The organism is Bacillus sp. UNC438CL73TsuS30 (assembly GCF_000482325.1).
In the GTDB taxonomy this organism is placed as follows: domain Bacteria; phylum Bacillota; class Bacilli; order Bacillales; family Cytobacillaceae; genus Neobacillus.
The window spans coordinates 93,720-115,081 of record NZ_AXVA01000012.1 but is presented as its reverse complement, the minus strand read 5'-3'; the positions used below and the strand labels follow the sequence as shown (position 1 = coordinate 115,081).

Annotated in this window: 20 protein-coding genes; 14 read left to right on the top strand and 6 right to left on the bottom strand. The window is 39.6% G+C overall.

The genetic code is table 11. The annotated features are described in order from the left end of the window. Positions 1 to 41 precede the first annotated feature (41 nt). The 4 genes from M028_RS0106155 to M028_RS0106140 form a co-directional block, all read right to left on the bottom strand. The gene (locus M028_RS0106155) at positions 42 to 764 is read right to left on the bottom strand and encodes an amino acid ABC transporter ATP-binding protein (protein ID WP_026573121.1); all 723 of its coding nucleotides are present in this window, start codon (positions 762 to 764) and stop codon (positions 42 to 44) included. Then, positions 761 to 1,417 (bottom strand): amino acid ABC transporter permease, encoded by a 657-nt coding sequence (locus tag M028_RS0106150; protein ID WP_026573120.1) that lies wholly within the window; start codon positions 1,415 to 1,417, stop codon positions 761 to 763. Before M028_RS0106150 ends, M028_RS0106155 begins: the two co-directional genes overlap by 4 nt. A gap of 129 nt (positions 1,418 to 1,546) precedes the next feature. Continuing rightward, positions 1,547 to 2,359 (bottom strand): basic amino acid ABC transporter substrate-binding protein, encoded by an 813-nt coding sequence (locus M028_RS0106145; protein WP_026573119.1) that lies wholly within the window; start codon positions 2,357 to 2,359, stop codon positions 1,547 to 1,549. A gap of 252 nt (positions 2,360 to 2,611) precedes the next feature. Further along, positions 2,612 to 3,424, bottom strand: a complete 813-nt coding sequence (locus M028_RS0106140) for a basic amino acid ABC transporter substrate-binding protein (RefSeq protein ID WP_026573118.1) — start codon at positions 3,422 to 3,424, stop codon at positions 2,612 to 2,614. 900 nt (positions 3,425 to 4,324) lie between these two features. On the opposite strand from M028_RS0106140, the gene M028_RS33295 reads away from it, so the two are divergent. The 14 genes from M028_RS33295 (at position 4,325) to leuD (ending at position 19,143) form a co-directional block, all read left to right on the top strand. After that, the gene (locus M028_RS33295) at positions 4,325 to 4,462 is read left to right on the top strand and encodes a hypothetical protein (RefSeq protein WP_197031382.1); all 138 of its coding nucleotides are present in this window, start codon (positions 4,325 to 4,327) and stop codon (positions 4,460 to 4,462) included. Between the two features lie 13 nt (positions 4,463 to 4,475). Further along, positions 4,476 to 4,658 carry a Fur-regulated basic protein FbpA gene (gene fbpA / locus M028_RS34040; RefSeq protein WP_026573117.1) on the top strand — a complete coding sequence of 61 codons (183 nt, stop codon included), beginning with the start codon at positions 4,476 to 4,478 and terminating at the stop codon, positions 4,656 to 4,658. Positions 4,659 to 4,756: 98 nt separating this feature from the next. Then, the gene (locus tag M028_RS0106125; protein ID WP_026573116.1) at positions 4,757 to 5,086 is read left to right on the top strand and encodes a MerR family transcriptional regulator; all 330 of its coding nucleotides are present in this window, start codon (positions 4,757 to 4,759) and stop codon (positions 5,084 to 5,086) included. 202 nt (positions 5,087 to 5,288) lie between these two features. After that, positions 5,289 to 6,548 (top strand): ammonium transporter, encoded by a 1,260-nt coding sequence (locus M028_RS0106120; RefSeq protein ID WP_026573115.1) that lies wholly within the window; start codon positions 5,289 to 5,291, stop codon positions 6,546 to 6,548. Positions 6,549 to 6,638: 90 nt separating this feature from the next. Beyond that, positions 6,639 to 7,595, top strand: coding sequence for a DUF294 nucleotidyltransferase-like domain-containing protein (locus tag M028_RS0106115; RefSeq protein WP_026573114.1), 957 nt, complete (start codon positions 6,639 to 6,641; stop codon positions 7,593 to 7,595). 7 nt (positions 7,596 to 7,602) lie between these two features. Next, entirely contained in the window at positions 7,603 to 8,334 is a 732-nt protein-coding gene (locus M028_RS0106110) for an exonuclease domain-containing protein (protein ID WP_051590954.1), read from the top strand. Positions 8,335 to 8,809: 475 nt separating this feature from the next. After that, entirely contained in the window at positions 8,810 to 10,477 is a 1,668-nt protein-coding gene (gene ilvD, locus M028_RS0106105) for a dihydroxy-acid dehydratase (protein WP_026573112.1), read from the top strand. Positions 10,478 to 10,983: 506 nt separating this feature from the next. Then, positions 10,984 to 12,708 carry an acetolactate synthase large subunit gene (gene ilvB, locus M028_RS0106100; RefSeq protein ID WP_026573111.1) on the top strand — a complete coding sequence of 575 codons (1,725 nt, stop codon included), beginning with the start codon at positions 10,984 to 10,986 and terminating at the stop codon, positions 12,706 to 12,708. Further along, positions 12,705 to 13,226 (top strand): acetolactate synthase small subunit, encoded by a 522-nt coding sequence (gene ilvN, locus M028_RS0106095; RefSeq protein ID WP_026573110.1) that lies wholly within the window; start codon positions 12,705 to 12,707, stop codon positions 13,224 to 13,226. Before ilvB ends, ilvN begins: the two co-directional genes overlap by 4 nt. A gap of 28 nt (positions 13,227 to 13,254) precedes the next feature. After that, the gene (ilvC, locus tag M028_RS0106090) at positions 13,255 to 14,289 is read left to right on the top strand and encodes a ketol-acid reductoisomerase (RefSeq protein WP_026573109.1); all 1,035 of its coding nucleotides are present in this window, start codon (positions 13,255 to 13,257) and stop codon (positions 14,287 to 14,289) included. Then, entirely contained in the window at positions 14,276 to 15,820 is a 1,545-nt protein-coding gene (locus M028_RS0106085; RefSeq protein ID WP_026573108.1) for a 2-isopropylmalate synthase, read from the top strand. The genes ilvC and M028_RS0106085 overlap by 14 nt, the downstream gene beginning before the upstream one ends. Before the next feature lie 94 nt (positions 15,821 to 15,914). Further along, positions 15,915 to 17,021, top strand: coding sequence for a 3-isopropylmalate dehydrogenase (gene leuB / locus M028_RS0106080; protein ID WP_026573107.1), 1,107 nt, complete (start codon positions 15,915 to 15,917; stop codon positions 17,019 to 17,021). A gap of 115 nt (positions 17,022 to 17,136) precedes the next feature. Further along, the gene (leuC, locus tag M028_RS0106075; protein WP_026573106.1) at positions 17,137 to 18,555 is read left to right on the top strand and encodes a 3-isopropylmalate dehydratase large subunit; all 1,419 of its coding nucleotides are present in this window, start codon (positions 17,137 to 17,139) and stop codon (positions 18,553 to 18,555) included. A 3-nt stretch (positions 18,556 to 18,558) separates the two neighbouring features. Further along, entirely contained in the window at positions 18,559 to 19,143 is a 585-nt protein-coding gene (gene leuD / locus M028_RS0106070) for a 3-isopropylmalate dehydratase small subunit (protein WP_026573105.1), read from the top strand. 180 nt (positions 19,144 to 19,323) lie between these two features. Here the strand turns inward: leuD and M028_RS0106065 are convergent, their stop codons facing one another. Beyond that, positions 19,324 to 19,638: a DUF3892 domain-containing protein gene (locus tag M028_RS0106065; RefSeq protein WP_026573104.1), complete on the bottom strand. Its 315-nt coding sequence runs from the start codon at positions 19,636 to 19,638 to the stop codon at positions 19,324 to 19,326. Between the two features lie 279 nt (positions 19,639 to 19,917). Then, positions 19,918 to 21,333: a purine-cytosine permease family protein gene (locus M028_RS0106060; protein WP_026573103.1), complete on the bottom strand. Its 1,416-nt coding sequence runs from the start codon at positions 21,331 to 21,333 to the stop codon at positions 19,918 to 19,920. Between the last annotated feature and the right edge of the window lie 29 nt (positions 21,334 to 21,362).

Sequence of the window (21,362 nt, the reverse complement as noted above, 5' to 3'; positions counted from 1 at the left end):
AATGAAAGGGAGGCCTTAATCGCGGGCCTCCCTTTCATTTTCTATAAGACCTTACTCAAAAATGATTTCGTTCTCTCTTCTTGCGGGTTATCAAATAGCTCACTTGGAACATTTTCCTCAACGATTAGTCCGCCGTCCATAAAAATGACCCGGTCTCCGACTTCCTTGGCAAAGCCCATTTCATGCGTGACGACAACCATCGTCATGCCCTCTTTTGCGAGTTGCTTCATTACCTCTAACACTTCACCGACCATTTCCGGGTCAAGTGCAGAGGTTGGCTCATCGAAAAGCATGATTTTCGGCTCCATCGCCAGTGCCCTTGCAATTGCAACCCGCTGCTTTTGTCCCCCGGAAAGTGAATCCGGGTAGGCATTCGCCTTTTCGGCCAACCCTACCTTTTTCAATAACTCCAAACCTTTTGCTTTCGCCTTTTCGGCAGATACATTCCTTACCTTCATCGGTGCCAGCATTATATTTTCAATGACGGTTTTATGCGGGAATAGGTTAAATTGCTGAAACACCATTCCTACTTCTGTCCGCACTTTATTAATATCTGTCTTTTTATCAGTTATATCGATTCCCTCAACCAGGACATGTCCGCCTGTGATGGTTTCTAGTAAGTTAATACAGCGAAGAAAGGTGGATTTCCCTGAACCGGAAGGCCCAATGACAACAACCACTTCCTGGGGTTTTACGGTAACGTTAATATCTTTTAAAACTTCATGATTACCAAAGCTTTTTTTCAAATTGGTTACTTTAATCATTCTGTGGCCAACCTTCTTTCAAGTCGAGATAACAGGAAGCTTAAGGAAAGAGTTAACACTAAATAAATCGCGGCTGCTGTGAGATATGGCTCCCACACACGGTAATACTGCCCTTGCATGGCTTGTCCCCAGTACATAAGCTCTGGTGCCGCAATGAGCGCTGCGAGGGAGGAATCTTTGATTAATACAATAAATTCATTTCCAAGTGGCGGAATCATACGTTTAAAGGCCTGCGGCAGAATGACAAATCGCATCGATTGTACATGGTTCATCCCTAATGAACGGGCTGCTTCCATTTGTCCTTTATCAATTGATTGAATCCCGGCACGGAAGATTTCAGCGATGTAGGCCGCTGAGTTTAAAGAAAGTGCAACAATGGCAGCCACTATCGCATTGGTTTCGCCAAGGAATACTGGAACCACAGCAAAATGAATGAGTAATATTTGAACCATAAACGGTGTCCCGCGGAAAAAGGCAATATACCATTTAAACGGTAGCGCTGCCCATTGATTTTTCATCATTTTTCCTAATCCAATTAATAGCCCCAGTACTGTTCCAATGATAATACTGCCAATGGAAAGCCCAATGGTTAATAGGGTTCCCTTCAAGAAAAAAGGACCATACTCAGCTAATAAATCCCAACGAAAATCCATTCATTGACCCCCTCAATCTTTTTAAAAATCCACCTTTTATACTTTAGTTATTTATCGCAATAAAATATTTTAAGCAGATGCAAAAATTGCGTAACTTCTAATATTTTAGAGTTACGCAATTTTCATCTTCTATTGTTGCTTTAATGACTTCAAATCCGGTTCGAACTTAAACCATTTTTGATAAATTTTTGTGTATTCACCGTTTTCCATCATCTTCTTAATCGCCTGATCAAATTCTGCCTTTATCTTGCTTCCTTTTGGAAACAACACTCCATAAAACTCTTTATCAAATGCAGAGTCATCTGGAATAACAACAAAATTTTCATTTGGATTATTTTTTACATATTGCTCAACAACTGTGTTATCAGCAACCACTGCATCGGTACCGCCGCTCTTAAGCTCCATAATCGCTAGATTATTATCTTTGAACTTTTTAAGTTTCGAGTTATTTTTTCCAAACAGAGCTTCTACCGCGGATTGACCTGTTGTACCATTCTGTACGGCAACTACTTTCCCTTTCAAATCTGCAGCACTTTTTATAGGACTGTCTTTCGGAACTAAAATTTCATTTTTAGATAAAAAGTATGGAGTAGAGAAGTCATAGGTTTGTTTTCGTTCGTCATTGATGGTGATTGCACCAACTCCTATATCAGCATTTTTCCCTTTCACTTCAACAAATAGCGGTTCCCAGCCAACATGTTCAACCTTTACGTTATATCCGGCTTCCTTGGCGGCAGCTTGAATAAAATCAATATCAAAGCCAACAATTTTCCCTTTATCCATGTATTCAAATGGTGCGTATGCTGCATTTGTTACAACTCGTAAAGTCTTCTTTTGATCTCCTTTTACACTGCCATTTGTCTTTTCGCTCGATCCACAAGCTGATAGAACAAACATCAATGCAACGACTAAAATGGTAGAAAAAATCTTAACCTTCTTCATTTTGTACCCCCCAATATTTTTCTATAAAAATATTAATAATATTTTGAATATACAATATTATAACCTATTTTTAAAGAGATTTCTACAAATATCGGGAATATTTTGAATATACATGATTATAACTACCACTGTATTCTTATTCAATATGTAATAAATTACTATTTTAATAAGATAAATAATGCTTTGATCATATATTTTTTGATAGGAATAAAAATTGCGTAACGGCAAAGGGTTACGCAACTTTATTCTTTCCTATTGTTGTTTCAATGCATTTAAATCCGGATCAACCTTAAACCATTTTTGATAAACCTTTGTGTATTCCCCATTCTCAATCACTTTTTGAATCGCTTTATCAAAATCAGCTTTTAACTTGCTGTCCTTTGCAAACATTAATCCATAGAATTCTTTTTCAAATGCAGAGTCATCTGGAATGACCACAAAATTTTCATTTGGATTATTTTTTACATATTGTTCAACTACTGTGTTATCAGCAACAACTGCATCGGCACCACCGCTCTTAAGTTCCATAATCGCTAGATTGTTGTTTTTGAATTTTTTAAGATTCGAATTATTTTTACCAATAAGCGCTTCGACTGCTTCCTGGCCTGTTGTACCATTTTGTACGGCAACTACTTTATCTTTTAGATCTGCAGCACTCTTAATTGGGCTATCTTTTGGAACTAGAATTTCGTTTTTAGAAAGGAAGTATGGAGTAGAAAAATCATAGGTTTGTTTACGCTCATCATTGATGGTAATCGCAGAAATTCCAAAATCAGCAGTCTTTCCTTTGATTTCTACGAATAACGGATCCCAGCCAACATGTTCAAGTTTTACATTATATCCTGCTTCTTTTGCAACAGCATTAAGGAAGTCAACATCAAAACCAACTACTTTACCTTTATCCATATACTCGAATGGTGCATAAGCCGCATCGGTTACGACTCGTAAAGTTTTCTTTTCCTGTTCCTTTGAACTACCATTTGTTTTTTCACTCGTTCCACAGGCCGATAAAACAAACATCAAGGAAAAGACTAAAAGCGTTGAAAAGATTTTAAACTTCTTCATTTTCTACCTCCAATGTTTTTTTATAAAAGTATTATTAAAAATATTAATAATATTTAGAATATACAATACCATATACCATTTTTAAAGTATTTTCTGAAAATGTTGATGATATTTCGGATTTCAAAACTTCTAAATACCTATATATCTAAATGAGGTTTAGTATATTACTATTTTAATACGGTAATTGAATAAATCGGTAATAATATTTTTAAAACAAAATGATTGTTTACTAAAAAAGTATTTGTGGGGAAAAGTATTCAGCAATTAGCGATGAAGCGAAAGCAGTTCTTCGTGAGAGGCTAAAAAAAGAGATAAGGCCAAACACTTATAATAAAGATACAAAAGAGATTACATTATCTACTAAATGCTGTTGATTCTCGCATCTAGAATCAACAGGTCCGCACTTCGGTTGGGGGATCAGATTAAGTACCCAAGCTAATAAATAGACGGAAGAATTCCGCTTAATTAGAAATTACTATGAAAAAAGGCTTAAATAAACGGAGAGATTTCGCCTATTGACTCGAAAAATTCAAAAATGATAGATTTTGCTTTGAATAATCGGAAAACCTTCCCTTATTAACCCCGAAACGAGCTCCATTCTGCATCTAACGGAAAAATCTCCGCTTATTTCTTACTTTTGCTGGTTACTCAATTAAGGACAAAACATCATATTTAAAAGGGAGTGAGTTTTATCTTTATATGAGGTTTTGTATTCCTAATAAAAAGAGAACAGGGCTCATTTTTATGTCCTTCCCACACAGACAAAACAGACCATTTTGTCCACGAAAGGTGACAGGCACTATTTAAGCAAATTGTGTGTTACCTTTTCTTACAATTTCACTGACAATAAAGAAAAAAATAGCTATCTTAACTTTACAAACTATTGAGAGGAAGATTGAAATGTATCGAAAAAACGATATCCAGCTGGCAGCCAAAATAGTGAAATTAGATTTATTACGAGATGAACTGTATGAAGAATTAATGAGACAACTAGGTTCCAAGGCACCTGAGCTTTTAAGAAAAATTCAAAATCAGTAAAGGAGTGAAAATTATGTCTACCCATATACAGAAAGGAATCGAGACTCTAAAAAAATATTACATTCATAAATTAATGGAATCATGTCTATACAAAGATTCCGAGGATGAATTATATTCCCTTACTTTAAGTGAATTAGAGTTGATCCTGAAGAAAAGTTACCCTACGAAAAAAAATCCCTCAAGGAATTCCAATTAATTTTCTAAAAAATATAGGAAAATTCATTCCAATGTAAGGAAATTTAACATAAAATGTTATAAACCAAAAAAATCAAACGGAGTGTGGTGAGGAGATACATGGCAAAAGATTTGTCTTATAAAGATAAGAAGGTTATTACGATCGGAGTGGTCAGAGATCTAACCGGTCTATCCGAAAGACAAATCCGCTATTATGAGGAGAGAAAACTAATTTTCCCAGAAAGATCAAGCGGTGGGAGTCGTAAATATTCCTTTAACGATGTTGAATTATTGATGGAGATTGCAAATAAGATCGAAGATGGGGTCCAGACACATGAGATTAGAAGAGAAATGCTTCGTGAACAAAAGAAGCAAAACCAGGAAGAAATACGCAGAAAAATGATTCAAGGGCAACTAAACGCCCGGTTTGGTTTTAGGAAAGGTCAGTGAATTAGAATACATCGGTGCAGGAGGCTTGCTGCTATAGCGGGCCTTTTATTTGTTTAGCCCCCCTCATCCCCTTTACAATTTCATATTCGTAAAAATCATGTAAGGTAATCTAACATCCTTATAGAAATTAATCTCCCAAACATGCAAAAATACAACTATGATGAATGTTAACAAAATTAACATAACAAAAGGAGGAGATTAAATGGATACAACGTTTTTATTAAACAGTGTATGGGTGATGGTAGGGTCGGTCCTTGTCATCCTTATGATTGGAGGTTTTATCCTTCTTGAAACAGGATCTACTCGAATGAAAAATGCAGGTCACATTGCTGGTAAAACGATTCTAACCTTTAGCATAAGCTCCATCCTATTTTGGGCTGTAGGATATGGATTAACCTTCGGAAAAGGAAATGAACTGATTGGCCTCTCCAATTTTTTCTACTCTGGTTATGAAATCAAAGGATTATCTCTATCCGGTTCCGTATTCTTCATGTTCCAATTAGCTTTTGCTGGTATTTCTCTAACCATCGCCTTCGGCGGTTTTGCAGAACGAGCGAAATTAGCTGCCTATCTTGTGTTCGCTGTTCTTTTTTCAGTACTTGTTTATCCGCCAATTGCTCATTGGATTTGGGGAGGCGGCTGGTTGGCAGAACACGGAAAACAAGATTTCGCCGGTTCAACAGTCGTCCATTTAACTGGCGCCATGGCGGCACTAGCGGCTACCATTCTACTGAAACCACGGATTGGAAAATATAATAAAGACGGATCACCTAATAATATCGCTGGGCATAACCAAGTTTTTACAGCATTAAGTGTATTGCTTTTATGGGTAGGCTGGTTTGGATTCAATGCAGGGAGTACATTATCCGCAGACAAAGCATTCTTTGGATTTGTTGCCCTAAATACAAACTTGGGTGCAGCAGCTGGTACTGTTGCAGCAATGATGATCTCATGGATGGTTATAGGAAAAGCAGATGTACCAATGATGTTAAATGGCGCTCTAGCAGGATTAGTTGCCATCACCGCTTCCTGTGGCTTTGTCGATACATGGGCTGCTGTCGTAATCGGTTTTATCTCTGGCATCCTTGTGTTTTATAGCATTCGTTTCTTTGAGAAGAGAAAAATCGATGATCCGATTGCTGCTTTATCGGTCCACGGTACGGCCGGGGTTTGGGGAACACTTTCAAATGGCTTGTTTGCAACAAAGGAATTGGCAACCGTAGGTAAACCAGGATTATTTTATGGGGGAGGCTTTCACCAACTTGGCATTCAAGCTATGGGGGTCATCACATGCGCCGCATACGCATTCATTGTATCCTTTATTATTTTGGCCATAATGAAGGCGGTTATGAATGGGTTACGCGTTACGGAGGAAGAAGAAATTATTGGACTGGATATGAGCGAGCATGGAAGTTATGGTTATCCTGAATTAATCAAAGCTGAACAAAAACTGAAAGCTTAATAATCTTTCAGCAAAATGCGGTGTCCAATCTCTCTTCGCAAGCGGAGGGATTGCATCGCTATATCCGTTTTTACTGCTAGGAGGGAAAAAATGACCTATAAAAGCTTCCAAGAAATCAGAAACTTTAGAGAAAGTCAGTTAAAGGATGCCATTTGGGATCATTTCCGATTAAATCATTTACATGACGAAATCATTCAGCATGTCATTAAGACTGCCATCAAGCACGTCGCTCATCTCCTCGGACCTCCCCCATCCCCTTTTTCTTTCTTTGTTATGGGAAGTGCGGGCAGATTCGAACAATCCATATGGAGTGATCAAGATCATGGAATCATCTATCAAAATCCAAGTAAAGCAGCACAGGAATATTTCCTCGCATTAGGGAAAGAAATCTCACATGGACTCTACATAGCGGGGTATGCATTCTGCGAAGGCGGAGTAATGGCTAATCATCCTTTATGGTGCAAATCCTATCCTGATTGGCAGCGACAGTTATTAGAGTGGATGATCGATGCATCCTGGGAAACCATTCGGTATTTGTTAATCTTTATGGATGGACGGTCTCTTTATGGAGAATCCGTCTATATTCAAGAATTAAAAACAATGGTTTTTCAAAAGGTTGAAAAGAATCTTCTGCTGCCAGCCATTTTGAAAAATACCTTGCATGTAAAAAAAGGAGTCGGCATATTAGGACAGCTTTTAGTGGAAACACACGGGAATCATGCCGGTTCGCTTAATTTGAAAGAAATGGCCATTTTACCATATGTAAATGCTGTTCGGGTATTGGCCATTCAAAATCATCTGCAAGAGACTTCCACGCTTTCAAGACTTAGTCAACTAAAGATACAAGATCACACTATCTATAAACAGTATTTCTTAAAATTACTAGAATACAGGCTGCATTTCGGAAACCATTCCGATTATGAATCCGGGCATTATTTACCTATGGCCTCACTGGACAAAATCCAACGTAAAGAAGTTAGAAACATCATAAAAAATGGCATGACTCTACTTCAATCAACCATCAAGCTAGTAGGAAAGGGGGATTAACTTGAGAATGAATGAAATGATTCAATACTTTAAGCAAATATCAGGAAAACTGGGTTCAAACTTTTACACAGGATTCCAGGATACGCATAATCTGCAACAATTATCTTTTATAAGAAACCTGCAAAAAGAAATGCAAGACACTAAAGTCTTGGACGTTCCCTTGCATGAATTATATTTTACAGTTTTTGACTTGGAAACATCGGGCTTTTTCCCTGAAAAGGGAGACCGGATCCTTTCCATTGGGGCTGTTAAAATGAAAGGCACTACGATTATTACGGATCAAACCTTTTATACCCTTTTAAAATCTGAACACCCTATCTCCGATGAAATTTCTTTATTAACCAGGATACAAACGGATGAACTACAAAACGCCCCCGAAGGGAAAGAGGTGTTACTCCAATTCTATCAGTTTATTAAAAGGGATATTCTTGTAGCCCATCACTCCAAACATGAAAAAGCCTTTATGCAAAAAAGCTGCTGGGATCACCTAAAAATAAAATTTGTCCATCGAATCATCGATACATCTTTTCTGATTCGATTATCAAATCCACAATGGAAATCGTTCTCACTTGATGATATCTGCCAAGAATGTGGAATTGAGATAAAAAACCGCCACCATGCACTGGGAGATGCGATGATGACTGCTCAAATTTGGCGGAATTATTTAAATAAAGCACAAGAGATGGGGTTTAGAAATTTAAGAGAAGTGTATGAATACCTTGCAAAATCATATAATTAACAATTCTAAAATAATAAAAATAGTATAAAATAGGGTGTTTTATCATTAGTGAAAATGTATTACTGACTGCCATTTTTTCCTTTATTACCCCATAAATTCCTCTCGTTTTTCTCCTGCTATTATCAAAAAAGATTGTGAAATAAAAATTTTTAAAATTTTTTTATTCTTAGGTTTTCCTTATCGTTACAACATTGTAAACGCTACCAGCTTTTACGATTAGTTTGAATTGTCAGATTTTTATGTTGACCATGTATACAAATGGAGTTATGATAACTGACAATAAAACTTATACGAAAGTGATAAGTTGAACACAGCCTTTTACATTCTTCCCTAAATAGAAGGAGCCAGGCTGATTATTTAGAGCCATTATTAAAATATGAATGATAAGAATTTAGATGAATTGTTACAACAGACGGAGTCGCTTATTATCCATCTGCTGCAAACCACGCAATTGTAAGTTAGGAGGCGCGAAAATATGCGCAGCGATATGATTAAAAAGGGGATTGACCGTGCTCCCCACCGCAGCCTATTATACGCAACTGGGGTAAAAGTGAGTGATCTTGACAAGCCGTTCATCGGTGTATGTAACTCCTATATTGATATTATCCCTGGTCACAGACACCTTAATCATTTCGGTGAGATTGTGAAAGAAGCCATTCGTGAGGCAGGCGGAATACCTTTTGAATTTAATACCATCGGCGTTGATGATGGTATCGCAATGGGGCATATCGGGATGAGGTACTCCCTTCCAAGTAGGGAAATCATCGCTGATAGTGCCGAAACAGTAATAAACGCACACTGGTTTGATGGTGTGTTTTATATTCCAAACTGTGACAAAATCACACCGGGAATGTTGATGGCAGCAGCCAGAACCAATGTCCCATCAGTCTTTGTTTCAGGTGGACCAATGGAAGCGGGAAAAACCTCTTCCGGAGAAAACCTTTCTTTAACATCTGTTTTCGAGGGTGTTGGAGCCTTTCATAAAGGTACAATGACCGAACAGGAGTTATATGAAATTGAAACAAGTGCCTGTCCAACATGTGGTTCTTGTTCAGGAATGTTTACAGCGAACTCAATGAACTGTCTGATGGAAGTACTTGGAATGACGGTTCCTGGAAATGGAACGATTGTGGCAACCTCCGAAGAAAGACATGAATTGATTCGTCAAGCTGCAAAGCATTTAATTGAATTAGTGAAAAAAGATATCCGCCCACGCGATATCATAACAAGAGAAGCAATTGATAATGCATTCGCATTGGATATGGCCATGGGAGGATCCACCAATACGGTATTACATACCTTGGCAATCGCTCATGAGGCCGGTATTGAATACGACTTACGTGATATTAATAAAATTGCAGAAAAAGTTCCTTATCTCGCAAAAATCATGCCAGCATCTAATTATTCAATGGATGATGTTCATCGGGCTGGTGGAATTAGTGCCATCCTTAATGAACTTTGTAAGGTTGAGGGAGCGCTTAATAAGGATTGCATTTCAATAACAGGAAAAACTCTAGCTGAGAATGTAAAAGATGCAGTCATTACCAATGAAAAAGTTATTCGGACAAAAGATAATCCATACAGCCCTGTGGGCGGACTATCCATCCTATATGGAAACATTGCCCCGGATGGCGGTGTTATCAAAGTAGGAGCTGTTGATCCTTCAATTAAAACATTCTTGGGTGAAGCCATTGTTTTTGAATCCCAGGATGAAGCGCAGGAAAACATTAATAATGGAACAGTTCAAGCAGGTCATGTTGTTGTAATCCGTTATGAAGGTCCAAAAGGCGGTCCGGGAATGCCGGAAATGCTTGCTCCTACTTCCGCGATTGCCGGAAGAGGGTTAGATAAGGAAGTTGCCTTGATAACAGATGGCCGCTTCTCTGGTGCAAGCCGAGGTATCTCTATTGGACATATTTCACCGGAAGCTGCTGAAGGCGGCCCAATCGCCCTAGTGAAAAATGGTGACAAAATTTTAATTAATTTACAAGAACGTTCGATTGACCTTCTAGTAGATGATGAAGTATTAGCGGAAAGACGCCGCTCTTGGCAAAAACCGGAGCCAAAAATCAAATCTGGTTATCTTGCAAAATATGCAAAACTTGTTACCTCTGCTAACACAGGCGGAGTCATGAAAATCTAAGTTAGTTAAATTCCAAGGGATTGATTAGTACCCCTCCCCTTCCGAAGAGAAGTAAAGGTGCTAAAACCATATTGACAACGGAATATTTATAAATCGATGACGGGAATAAAAGAATAAGAAACTTGTATTTTCAGAGAGTCGGGGTTGCTGTGAGCCCGGCAATACAACTTATTCTGACATCATCCCTGAGTGTTGGGCTGAACGGCTTAGGTCTAGTAGGTTCAATCGGGTGCTAAATCTTAGGCACCTGTTACTAAAAGAAGCGTTATTCCATTTAATATCGCTTCATAAGGCAGTATTCGTAAGGATACTGTGAAACCGGGTGGTACCGAGAAAATGAAGGCCCTTTTCTCCCCGATTACTCTGCTTATTTCTATTAATTGCAGTTTATTCGGAGAGAAAAGGGCTTTTTACTTTGATTATATCCGTTTGAAGGTTAGGCTTTAACGCAAAACTGCATACTAAGTTTTTAAAATATTCAAATAACCCTAAGGAGGGATTACGACGTGAAAGTTGAAGCAAAACCGGAATTCCAAACTAGTACCGCACCACTAACAGGTGCAGACCTTCTCATTGATTTATTAATTAAAGAGGGTGTTGACACAATATTTGGGTATCCCGGAGGTGCTGTCCTACCAATTTATGATGCAATCTGGCGGGCTCAAAACTCAATTAAGCACATTCTTTTCCGCCACGAACAAGGTATGATCCATGCTGCAGAAGGGTATGCCCGAGTTACAGGAAAACCTGGTGTTGTCCTGGCGACTTCCGGTCCAGGTGCTACGAATTTAATTACAGGAATTACCGACGCCATGATGGATTCCTTGCCGCTCGTTGTGTTTACAGGACAGGTTGCACGAAGCGTAATTGGGACGGATGCTTTCCAAGAGGCTGATGTGGTTGCCATCACTACCCCAATTACGAAACATAATTATCAGGTACAGTCGATTTCTGATTTACCAAGAATCGTCAAGGAAGCATTTCACATAGCTTCTACAGGCCGGCCAGGTCCAGTAGTAGTCGATATCCCAAAAGATATCTCATCAGGAATTCCTGAAGCAGTTCAAGATGAAGTTGAAATTGATTTACCAGGGTACCAGCCAACAACAAAGCCAAATCCTTTACAGATCAAAAAATTGGCCGATGCCCTTTCTAAGGCAAAGAAGCCGGTTGTACTGGCTGGCGCAGGTGTCCTACACGGCAAGGCTTCAGCTGAATTAACAGCTTTTGCAACCAAACACAATTTGCCAGTTGTAACCACCCTTTTAGGATTAGGAAGCTTTCCTGCTGACAGCCCTCTATCTCAAGGAATGGGCGGTATGCACGGAACCTATGCGGCCAACATGGCTTTATATGAAAGTGACTTGCTTATTAACTTTGGTGCCCGCTTCGATGACAGACTTACAGGTAATCTAAAGCATTTTGCACCAAATGCAAAAGTCGCTCACATTGATATCGACCCTGCAGAAATTGGAAAAAATATTCCAACACAAATTCCGATTGTATCTGATACAAAAGAAGCATTAAGCGAATTATTATCTGTAGCAATTAAATCACCGGAAATTGAGGAATGGCTGGAAACACTTGCAAAATATAAAGCGGAATATCCACTTTGGTATAAACACAATCCAAATGGTATGTGCCCGCAATGGCTCATTGAGGCTGTTCATAAGGTGACAAACGGTGAAGCGATTGTTGCTACTGATGTCGGTCAACATCAAATGTGGGCTGCTCAGTACTATACATTCAATCAACCGCATCGCTGGATTACTTCCGGCGGACTTGGAACAATGGGCTTTGGCTTCCCTGCTGCAATTGGAGCACAGCTGGCATCACCTGAAAGTACAGTTGTAGCGATTGTTGGAGATGGCGGATTCCAAATGACACTGCAAGAATTATCGGTTATTCAGGAAAGAAACCTGCCAGTTAAAATTATCATTGTCAATAACGGCGCACTTGGCATGGTTCGCCAATGGCAGGAATTACTCTATGATAACCGTATTTCCGAATCCCTGCTTCCGGTACAGCCAGATTTCGTAAAGCTTGCTGACAGCTACTCTATCAGAGGCATGAGAATTGACACTCAAGAAGAACTTATTGCAGCACTTCCGGATGTATTTGCTTATGACGGACCTGTTCTTCTGGATTGCCGCGTGTTACAGCAGGAAAAAGTATTTCCAATGATTGCTCCAGGCAAGGGATTACACGAAATGATTGGGGTGAAACCATGAAACGCATTATAACGGCCACAGTTCAGGATCGCAGCGGTGTCCTCAACCGTGTCACCGGCCTTTTACTAAGGCGCCAATTTAACATTGAAAGTGTTTCGGTTGGAAAAACAGAAATCGAAGGCATTTCAAAAATGACTTTGGTGGTTGAAATTGAAGATGAACAACGGCTTGAACAAGTGACTAAACAATTAAACAAGCAAATCGATGTTTTAAAAGTTTCTGATATTACCGATAAAGCCATCGTTGCACGGGAGCTAGCCTTAATCAAAGTAGCAAGCAATTCACAGCTGCGCAGTGAAATTAATGGAATCATCGATCCGTTCCGTGCCGTGATTATTGACGTAAGTAAAGATAGCTTAGCGGTTCAAATTACCGGTAAGCCGGAAAAAATTGATGCATTAATTGATTTACTTCGCCCTTATGGCATTAAAGAAATTGCAAGAACCGGTCTGACAGCCTTCTTACGTGGGCATCAGCCACAAATAAACGAACTAGCAACATATTCACTATTAAAATAAACTACTATATTTGGAAGGATGATATTAAATGGTAAAGGTATTATATAACGGAGATATTCAAGCAGAGGTTTTACAAGGAAAGAAAATTGCAGTAATCGGTTATGGTTCACAAGGACACGCACATGCTCTTAACTTAAAGGAAAGCGGCTTTGATGTAGTTGTAGGTTTAAGAAAAGGAAAATCATTCGATAAAGCAGTTGAAGATGGTGTTGAAGTTACCTCTGTTGCTGAAGCAACTGCTGCTGCCGATGTAGTAATGGTTTTACTTCCAGATGAAATGCAGCCAAAAGTTTATGAAGAAAGCATTAAAGATAACTTACAACCTGGTAATGCCCTAGTGTTTGCTCACGGTTTTAACATTCATTTTTCACAAATCGTACCACCTGCAGATGTAGACGTATTCCTAGTAGCTCCAAAAGGTCCAGGACACTTAGTTCGTCGTACTTACACTGAGGGTGCCGGAGTTCCAGCACTATATGCTGTATACCAAGACTATACTGGCGAAGCTCGTAATCTTGCACTTGCCTATGCAAAAGGAATCGGTTCTGCTCGTGCAGGTGTATTAGAAACTACATTCCAAGAAGAAACTGAAACAGATCTATTCGGTGAGCAAGCCGTTCTTTGCGGCGGTACTACTGCCCTAATCAAAGCTGGTTTCGAAACACTTGTAGAAGCTGGTTACCAGCCAGAGGTTGCTTACTTTGAGTGTTTACATGAATTGAAATTAATCGTTGACCTTCTATATGAAGGAGGACTTGAAAACATGCGTTATTCTATCTCTGACACTGCTCAATGGGGAGATTTCGTATCTGGACCACGCGTAGTAAACGAAGATACAAAAGCACGCATGAAAGATGTATTAAAAGATATCCAAACTGGTAAATTTGCTCAGGGCTGGATCTTAGAGAACCAAACTAACCGCCCACAATTTAACGCAATTAATCGTGCAGAAAACAACCATCAAATTGAAAAAGTTGGCCGCGAGCTTCGTGCATTAATGCCATTTATTAAAAACAAACCTGTAAACGAGAAAAAGGAAGTGGCGGTAAATGGTTCACGTTAACATCTTTGATACCACACTACGTGATGGCGAACAGTCCCCTGGTGTTAATTTAAACCAGCTTGAAAAATTAGAGATTGCCAGACAGCTAGAACGGTTTGGCGTTGACATTATGGAGGCCGGCTTTCCGGCTTCCTCACAAGGTGATTTCGAAGCAGTAAGAGCCATTGCCAGAACCATCAAAAATTCATCAGTTACCGGCTTGGCACGAGCAATGAAATCGGACATTGACATTGCGTGGGATGCTTTAAAAGATGCAGCAGAACCTAGATTGCATGTTTTCATTGCAACCTCCCCTATCCATATGCAATACAAATTAATGAAAACGCCTGATCAAGTCGTGCAAACGGCGGTTGAGATGGTAAGTTACGCGAAAAAGAGATTTCCACATATTGAATGGTCGGCTGAGGATGCTTCTCGTTCTGATCTTGATTTTCTAGTAAACATTATTACAAACGTAATTGATGCTGGAGCAACAGTTATCAATCTTCCAGATACGGTGGGTTATACAACTCCCGAAGAATACGGCCGCATGTTCCGCTATATTCGCGAAAATGTGCCAAATATTCATAAAGCAGCATTATCCTGCCACTGTCACGATGACTTAGGAATGGCTGTTGCCAATTCACTAGCTGCCATCGAAAACGGCGTTACACAGGTTGAAGGTACGATTAACGGAATCGGGGAACGCGCCGGTAATGCCGCACTAGAAGAAATAGGTGTTGCTTTAAATATTCGTGGTGATAAATATCCTTACACAACCAACTTGGTACTAAAGGAAATTAAACGCACAAGTGACTTAGTCAGCCGTTTCACAGGTATGAAGGTCCCTCCGAATAAAGCAGTTGTCGGAAAAAATGCTTTTGCCCATGAATCAGGAATTCACCAGGATGGCGTCTTAAAAAATGCCCAAACCTATGAAATTATTACTCCTGAATTAGTAGGAGTCGGATCGAACGACTTAGTCCTTGGAAAACATTCCGGACGCCATGCGTTTAAAGACAAAATTGAGCAAATGGGCTTTGAGCTATCTCACGAAAAACTGAACGAAGCGTTCCAATCCTTTAAACAACTAACGGATAAGAAAAAAGAAGTAACGGATGAAGATTTATATACCATTTTACTAGATATTCAAACAGCTTCTATCGATGTAAAAAAATATGAGCTTGTTGCTTTCCAAGTTCAGAGCGGATCCGGAAACTTACCTACCGCTACAGTTGCCCTTACAACTCCTGATGGAAACAGAGTAGAAACAGCCCGTACTGGCAGCGGAAGCGTCGAAGCATTATACAACACGCTTGAGGCATTAATTGAAGAAAAAATTCATCTTACTGATTTTAACTTGAGCTCTGTCGGCAAAGGTCGCGATGCTTTAGCTGAAGTTCACGTAAAAATGACCGTTAACGGTACTCCTGTCAGCGGACGCGGTTCTGCCCAGGATGTTTTAGAAGCAGCCGGAAAAGCCTTTTTGAACGCAGTAAACCGTGTATTTTTTAATCAACAGATTGCCTTAAAAGAACCAGCAAACGCATAAAACTTGAGACATCTAGAAAAAGCGTAAGTGCCGCCTTTGCGGCGCTTACCAACAACTCTTTTGGTGTCAAAATAAAATGAGGAGGTTGCTCTTAATGAATAAACGAATTGTTTTGCTTCCAGGTGATGGAATCGGTAAGGAAGTTGTTGAATCTGCAAAAGATGTATTAAGTGCCATAGCTGAAGAATTTAATCATACTTTCAGCTTCGAAAGCCATGATATCGGAGGAGCGGCCATTGATTTGCACGGAACTCCCCTGCCGCAATCAACCGTTGATGCTTGTATGCAAGCAGATGCTGTTCTATTAGGAGCCGTTGGTGGTCCAAAATGGGACCAAAATCCCTCCCATTTACGGCCTGAAAGAGGATTGCTGGGAATTCGCAAGGCGCTTGATCTATATGCAAATTTAAGACCAATCAAAGGGTTCAAAAATCTACTACATGCCTCCCCTCTTAAAGAAGAAGTGATTACAGGCAGTGACCTATTAATTGTCCGTGAGTTAACAGGTGGTCTATATTTCGGGACGCCAAGCGAACGCCGGGACGAAGGCCAAACTGTTGTTGATACACTTGCCTATTCCCGCAGAGAAATTGAGAGAATTGTAGATAAAGCCTTTCAAGCTGCCGAGCAGCGCCGCGGGCATCTAACCTCTGTCGATAAAGCAAATGTGCTTGAGTCCAGTAAGCTATGGCGCGAAATTGTAGAAGAGAAAAAGGCTCAATATCCAAATGTTGTCGTTGAGCATGCCCTAGTGGATTCAACAGCCATGAAGTTAATTACCAATCCAACCGAATTTGACGTGATCGTCACCGAGAATATGTTTGGCGATATTTTAAGTGATGAAGCATCCGTATTAACTGGTTCTCTTGGAATGCTCCCTTCTGCCAGCTTACGTGAAGACGGTGTTGGTCTTTACGAACCAGTTCATGGATCTGCACCGGACATCGCCGGTAAAGGGGTAGCTAATCCGATTGCGACCATCTTATCCGCTGCTCTTTTACTCCGCTACTCTTTTGGATTAGAAGATGAAGCGAAATTAATTGAAGAAGCTGTCCAATCAGTACTGGATGCCGGCTACCATACAGCTGATTTACAAGTAAGTGATGGACGCCTTGTCGGCACTTGGGAAATGTCGAAGCTAATTGTTGATTTTATTCAATCACAAAATGCTTCAAAATGTATCATGAGCTGTTACGTGTAAGAAAAGCTATGGGTTTGGACTCGGTTACCGGGGCCGAACCCATATTTTTAAAAATTAGATTTTTAGTCAAAGGGTAAATAATCGCCTAAAAAATATGAACGTGAGGAAGGAAATTATGCAAAAACCAAAAAATATTATTCGAAAAATTTGGGAACAGCATGTAGTACATCAGGAAGACGGCAAACCTGATTTATTGTATATTGATTTGCACCTTGTTCACGAAGTAACTTCTCCTCAAGCATTTGAGGGATTACGAATGAACGGCCGCAAAGTACGCCGCCCAGACCTAACTTATGCAACAATGGACCATAACGTTCCAACGCGCAACCGCGAAGTAATCAAAGATCCAATTTCAAAAACTCAAATGGATACATTAGTGAAAAACTGTGAGGAATTCGGTGTTACCCTTGCAGGAATTAACCACCCTGATAATGGAATTGTTCACGTCATTGGTCCAGAACTTGGCTTAACACAGCCTGGTAAAACCATTGTCTGCGGTGACAGCCATACCTCTACTCACGGTGCCTTTGGAGCCTTGGCGTTTGGTATCGGAACAAGTGAGGTTGAGCATGTTTTAGCAACTCAAACGCTTTGGCAGGCTCCTCCTAAAACTTTAAATGTTAAAGTAAATGGCAAGCTAGGCACAGGAGTAACTGCAAAAGACTTGATCCTTGCAATCATCGGTAAATTTGGTGTTCAGTTTGGTACAGGCTATGTAATGGAATACACTGGCGAAGCCATTCGCAACCTTTCCATGGAGGAACGGATGACTGTTTGTAACATGTCCATCGAAGCCGGAGCAAGAGCGGGATTAATTACCCCTGATGAGACTACATTCGAATACTTAAAAGGCAGACGTGATGTTCCACAGGGCGAGGAATTTGAAAAAGCCGTTGAAAGATGGCGTGCACTTGCATCAGATGAGGGAGCTACTTATGATGCGGTTGTTGAAATTGAAGCTGCTGAAGTAGAGCCGCAAGTAACTTGGGGAACAAATCCTGGCATGTGCCTTCCAATTACGGCTTCTGTTCCAAATCCGGACGACGCAGTAAAGCCAAGTGAACAAGATGAAATCAAACGCGCGCTTGAATATATGGGTCTTGAAGCAGGCCAATCCATTTCCAGCATTGAAATTGACCATGTCTTCATTGGTTCTTGTACAAATTCAAGATTAAGCGATTTACGTAAAGCCGCTGAAGTGGTGCGCGGTCATAAAGTAAAGCCATCCGTTAAAGCGATTGTTGTACCAGGTTCCTTCAGTATTAAGCTTGCAGCTGAAAAAGAAGGAATTGACCAGGTGTTTATCGAAGCAGGTTTTGAATGGCGTGAAGCTGGCTGCAGTATGTGTCTTGCCATGAACGACGACATCGTTCCACCGGGCGGACGCTGCGCTTCTACCTCTAACCGGAATTTCGAAGGCCGTCAAGGGAACGGGGCACGCACCCATCTTGTCAGCCCTGAAATGGCAGCTGCCGCTGCAGTTGCTGGGCATTTCGTCGATGTCCGTCAATTTACTGCCCAGGAGGTTGGTTAATCAATGGAACCGTTACGCATTCATACAGGCCTTGTTTGTCCATTAAACCGGACAAATGTGGACACAGATCAAATTATTCCGAAGCAATTTCTTAAGCGTATTGAACGCAGCGGCTTCGGCCAATTCCTTTTTTATCACTGGCGTTTTGATGACGAAGGTAAATTAAGAGAAGATTTCATTTTAAATAAGCCTCAATATCAAGGTGCATCCATCTTGGTTGCCGGTGATAACTTTGGCTGCGGATCTTCCCGTGAGCATGCTCCGTGGGCTGTTCAAGACTTCGGATTTAAGGTCATCATCGCACCAAGTTATGCTGATATTTTTAAGAACAACTGTGTGAAAAACGGTATCCTTGCGATTGTTGCAAGCGAAGAGCAAGTACAAACCCTTATGAAAAAGGCTGAATCTGAAGGTTATTCATTAACAGTGAACTTGGAAGAGCAAGTGGTTACAGATAATGAGGGCTTTGAAATCAAGTTTGATATCGCTCCCTACCCTAAGCAAATGCTGCTAAATGGCTGGGACGAAATCGGCGTTACATTAAGCTATGAGGAACAAATTAATAAATATGAGGCTGCACATAGATAGCTATTATAAGTTGCCCCCAAATTAGGGGGCAATTTTTATATTTTGTTGCTTTTTTTTTTAGCCATTAGGCTTTTATCTGCGGTAAATTAGTATTTATTTGCGATACTCACCCGTTTATCCGCGATAAGTTTGGGTTTATCTGCGAAAGTAGTCAATTTATCTGCGTTGGAGTTTTTCCTTTTAAAACTCCGGTAATCGATCCAAGTTATTTTCTTTTATTCCATCCGGTTCGCTTCGAATAATATCCCGGCCATACTTATGGAATACATCAATGTGCGCAATCTTTCCTGCTTTTGCATCCCCTAACGCAGTAATATAATCCAATTCCCGGCCAGCGCTGGTTTTAAACGCAATAATATCGCCATCATCATTTTTCCGAACAGCAACAAATTCCTCTTTCCCATCCGGATTACTGCTCCCTGCTTCTATTTGAGCCTGCTGTTCACTTTGCTGTTTGTATTCTTCATAAATTTTTTCAAAATCCTGTTGTTCCATTTTATTTACCTCCGTTAAATACAATTTCAGTTACTAGTATAATCGTTTAATTGTTCGTTTATTTCTTCCATTTTCTTTTTTCCTACTATCTATTAAACACCGAGTAATAATTTTGAATGTCTAAAAAGAACTCCTGAAATATAGAAAAAGGACACTTTCTTTACTCAAGGAAAGCGCCCGTTTGGTAAAAACCTTTCTACATGAAGAAAAAATACATTTTCGTTAAATATTATCTGTAAATTCAGAAAATTAAGGTTAAAATTTGTTCATTCATGAATATTATTTAATATATTCATTGAGTGTAATATCATCTGCCCTCTTTTTACTGTAGTATTTACCTTTAGTAACAATGGCTAAAAGAACCGTTAAGACAAATGCAATGATTGCGGCAAAAAAGGCAGCTATATTTTGTAAGAACACTCCAAAATATCCAAAGGCTGCAAATGAACCAATTATACATGAGACAATAAGGGAAACAACGCCTACTGGATTCCAGCCAAATAAATATTCTTGGCGATGCTCAAAATAATTAGGACCTATTTTTAAAAGTTTCTTCACCAGCACTGCATCACACACTAAAACTGCTCCCCAAGCTAATAAGAACACACCCTGGAAAGTTAACAAACTTCCAATATGGTCAAGCACCCCTCCCAACATCAAAATAATCGCTGAAATCGATACAAAGACTACCCAAAATGGTCTTCCTGGCTTAAATTTAAAAATATTTTCAAAGAAACTCGCTAATGAAAGTGATCCACTATATAAGTTCGTTACATTAATTCTTAGTTGAGTTAAAATCGTAAATAATGCTCCTCCAATTCCAAGAATTTGAACGAAATAAATCCCTGGGTTTTGCTCAGCCATACGAACTCCAAACCAAATACCTATAATCCCCATTATCAGAAAACAAACAAGTTGAGGGATAAAACCAACCGCAAATACACCATTTTTAAATTCATCTTTTTTAATAAACCTTGCATAGTCGGAAACAAGAAGGGCCATAATTCCAACTAATCCATTCATTATTCCAATACAAGCAAGAAGACCAGCTCCCCCAGTCGAAGCTCCTTTTGGAAGAAAGGACCATATATTTCCTGCAAATTTAGGGTTCATGTTTAAAGCTAAAACAAATGCAGTTCCTAACAATAGTAAGAATATCGGAATTGACCATTTTTGAAGCTTATCTAACTGTTTAATCCCGAACCAATTAAGTGGAATAACTAGCAATCCAAACACAACCATGAGAACCCAAGCTGGAATAAATGGAAGATATTCATGGACAGCAGATGCCATTATAGATCCTTCTATTGCGCAATACATAATGAAATTTAGCGCATAAATTAATGAAGTAATCGATGCTCCTAAATATCCAAATCCACCGCCTCTAGCCAACAAATTTACATTCAGGCCAGATTTAGCAGCAATAAAACAAATCCCAATTCCTAATCCTCCGGCAACAAGTGTTGCATAAATTTCTGCTAACAATGCATTTACAGCCCCAAAACTAGTTGCCATTAAACTTCCCATTTGAATAAAAAGCATGGCTGTAGCAACACCTAGAGTAACATTTGTAATACTAACCCAACTCATTTTCCTGCCTTCTAAAGGTACCTTTTCCAATGCAAAATCATCATTTTTTGCTTCTTTACTTAAGTCCCCGTCTATTGCGTTCGTTGGTCTAATAATTTCAGCCATACATTCATCTCCTTTTTGATTTCTCTAAA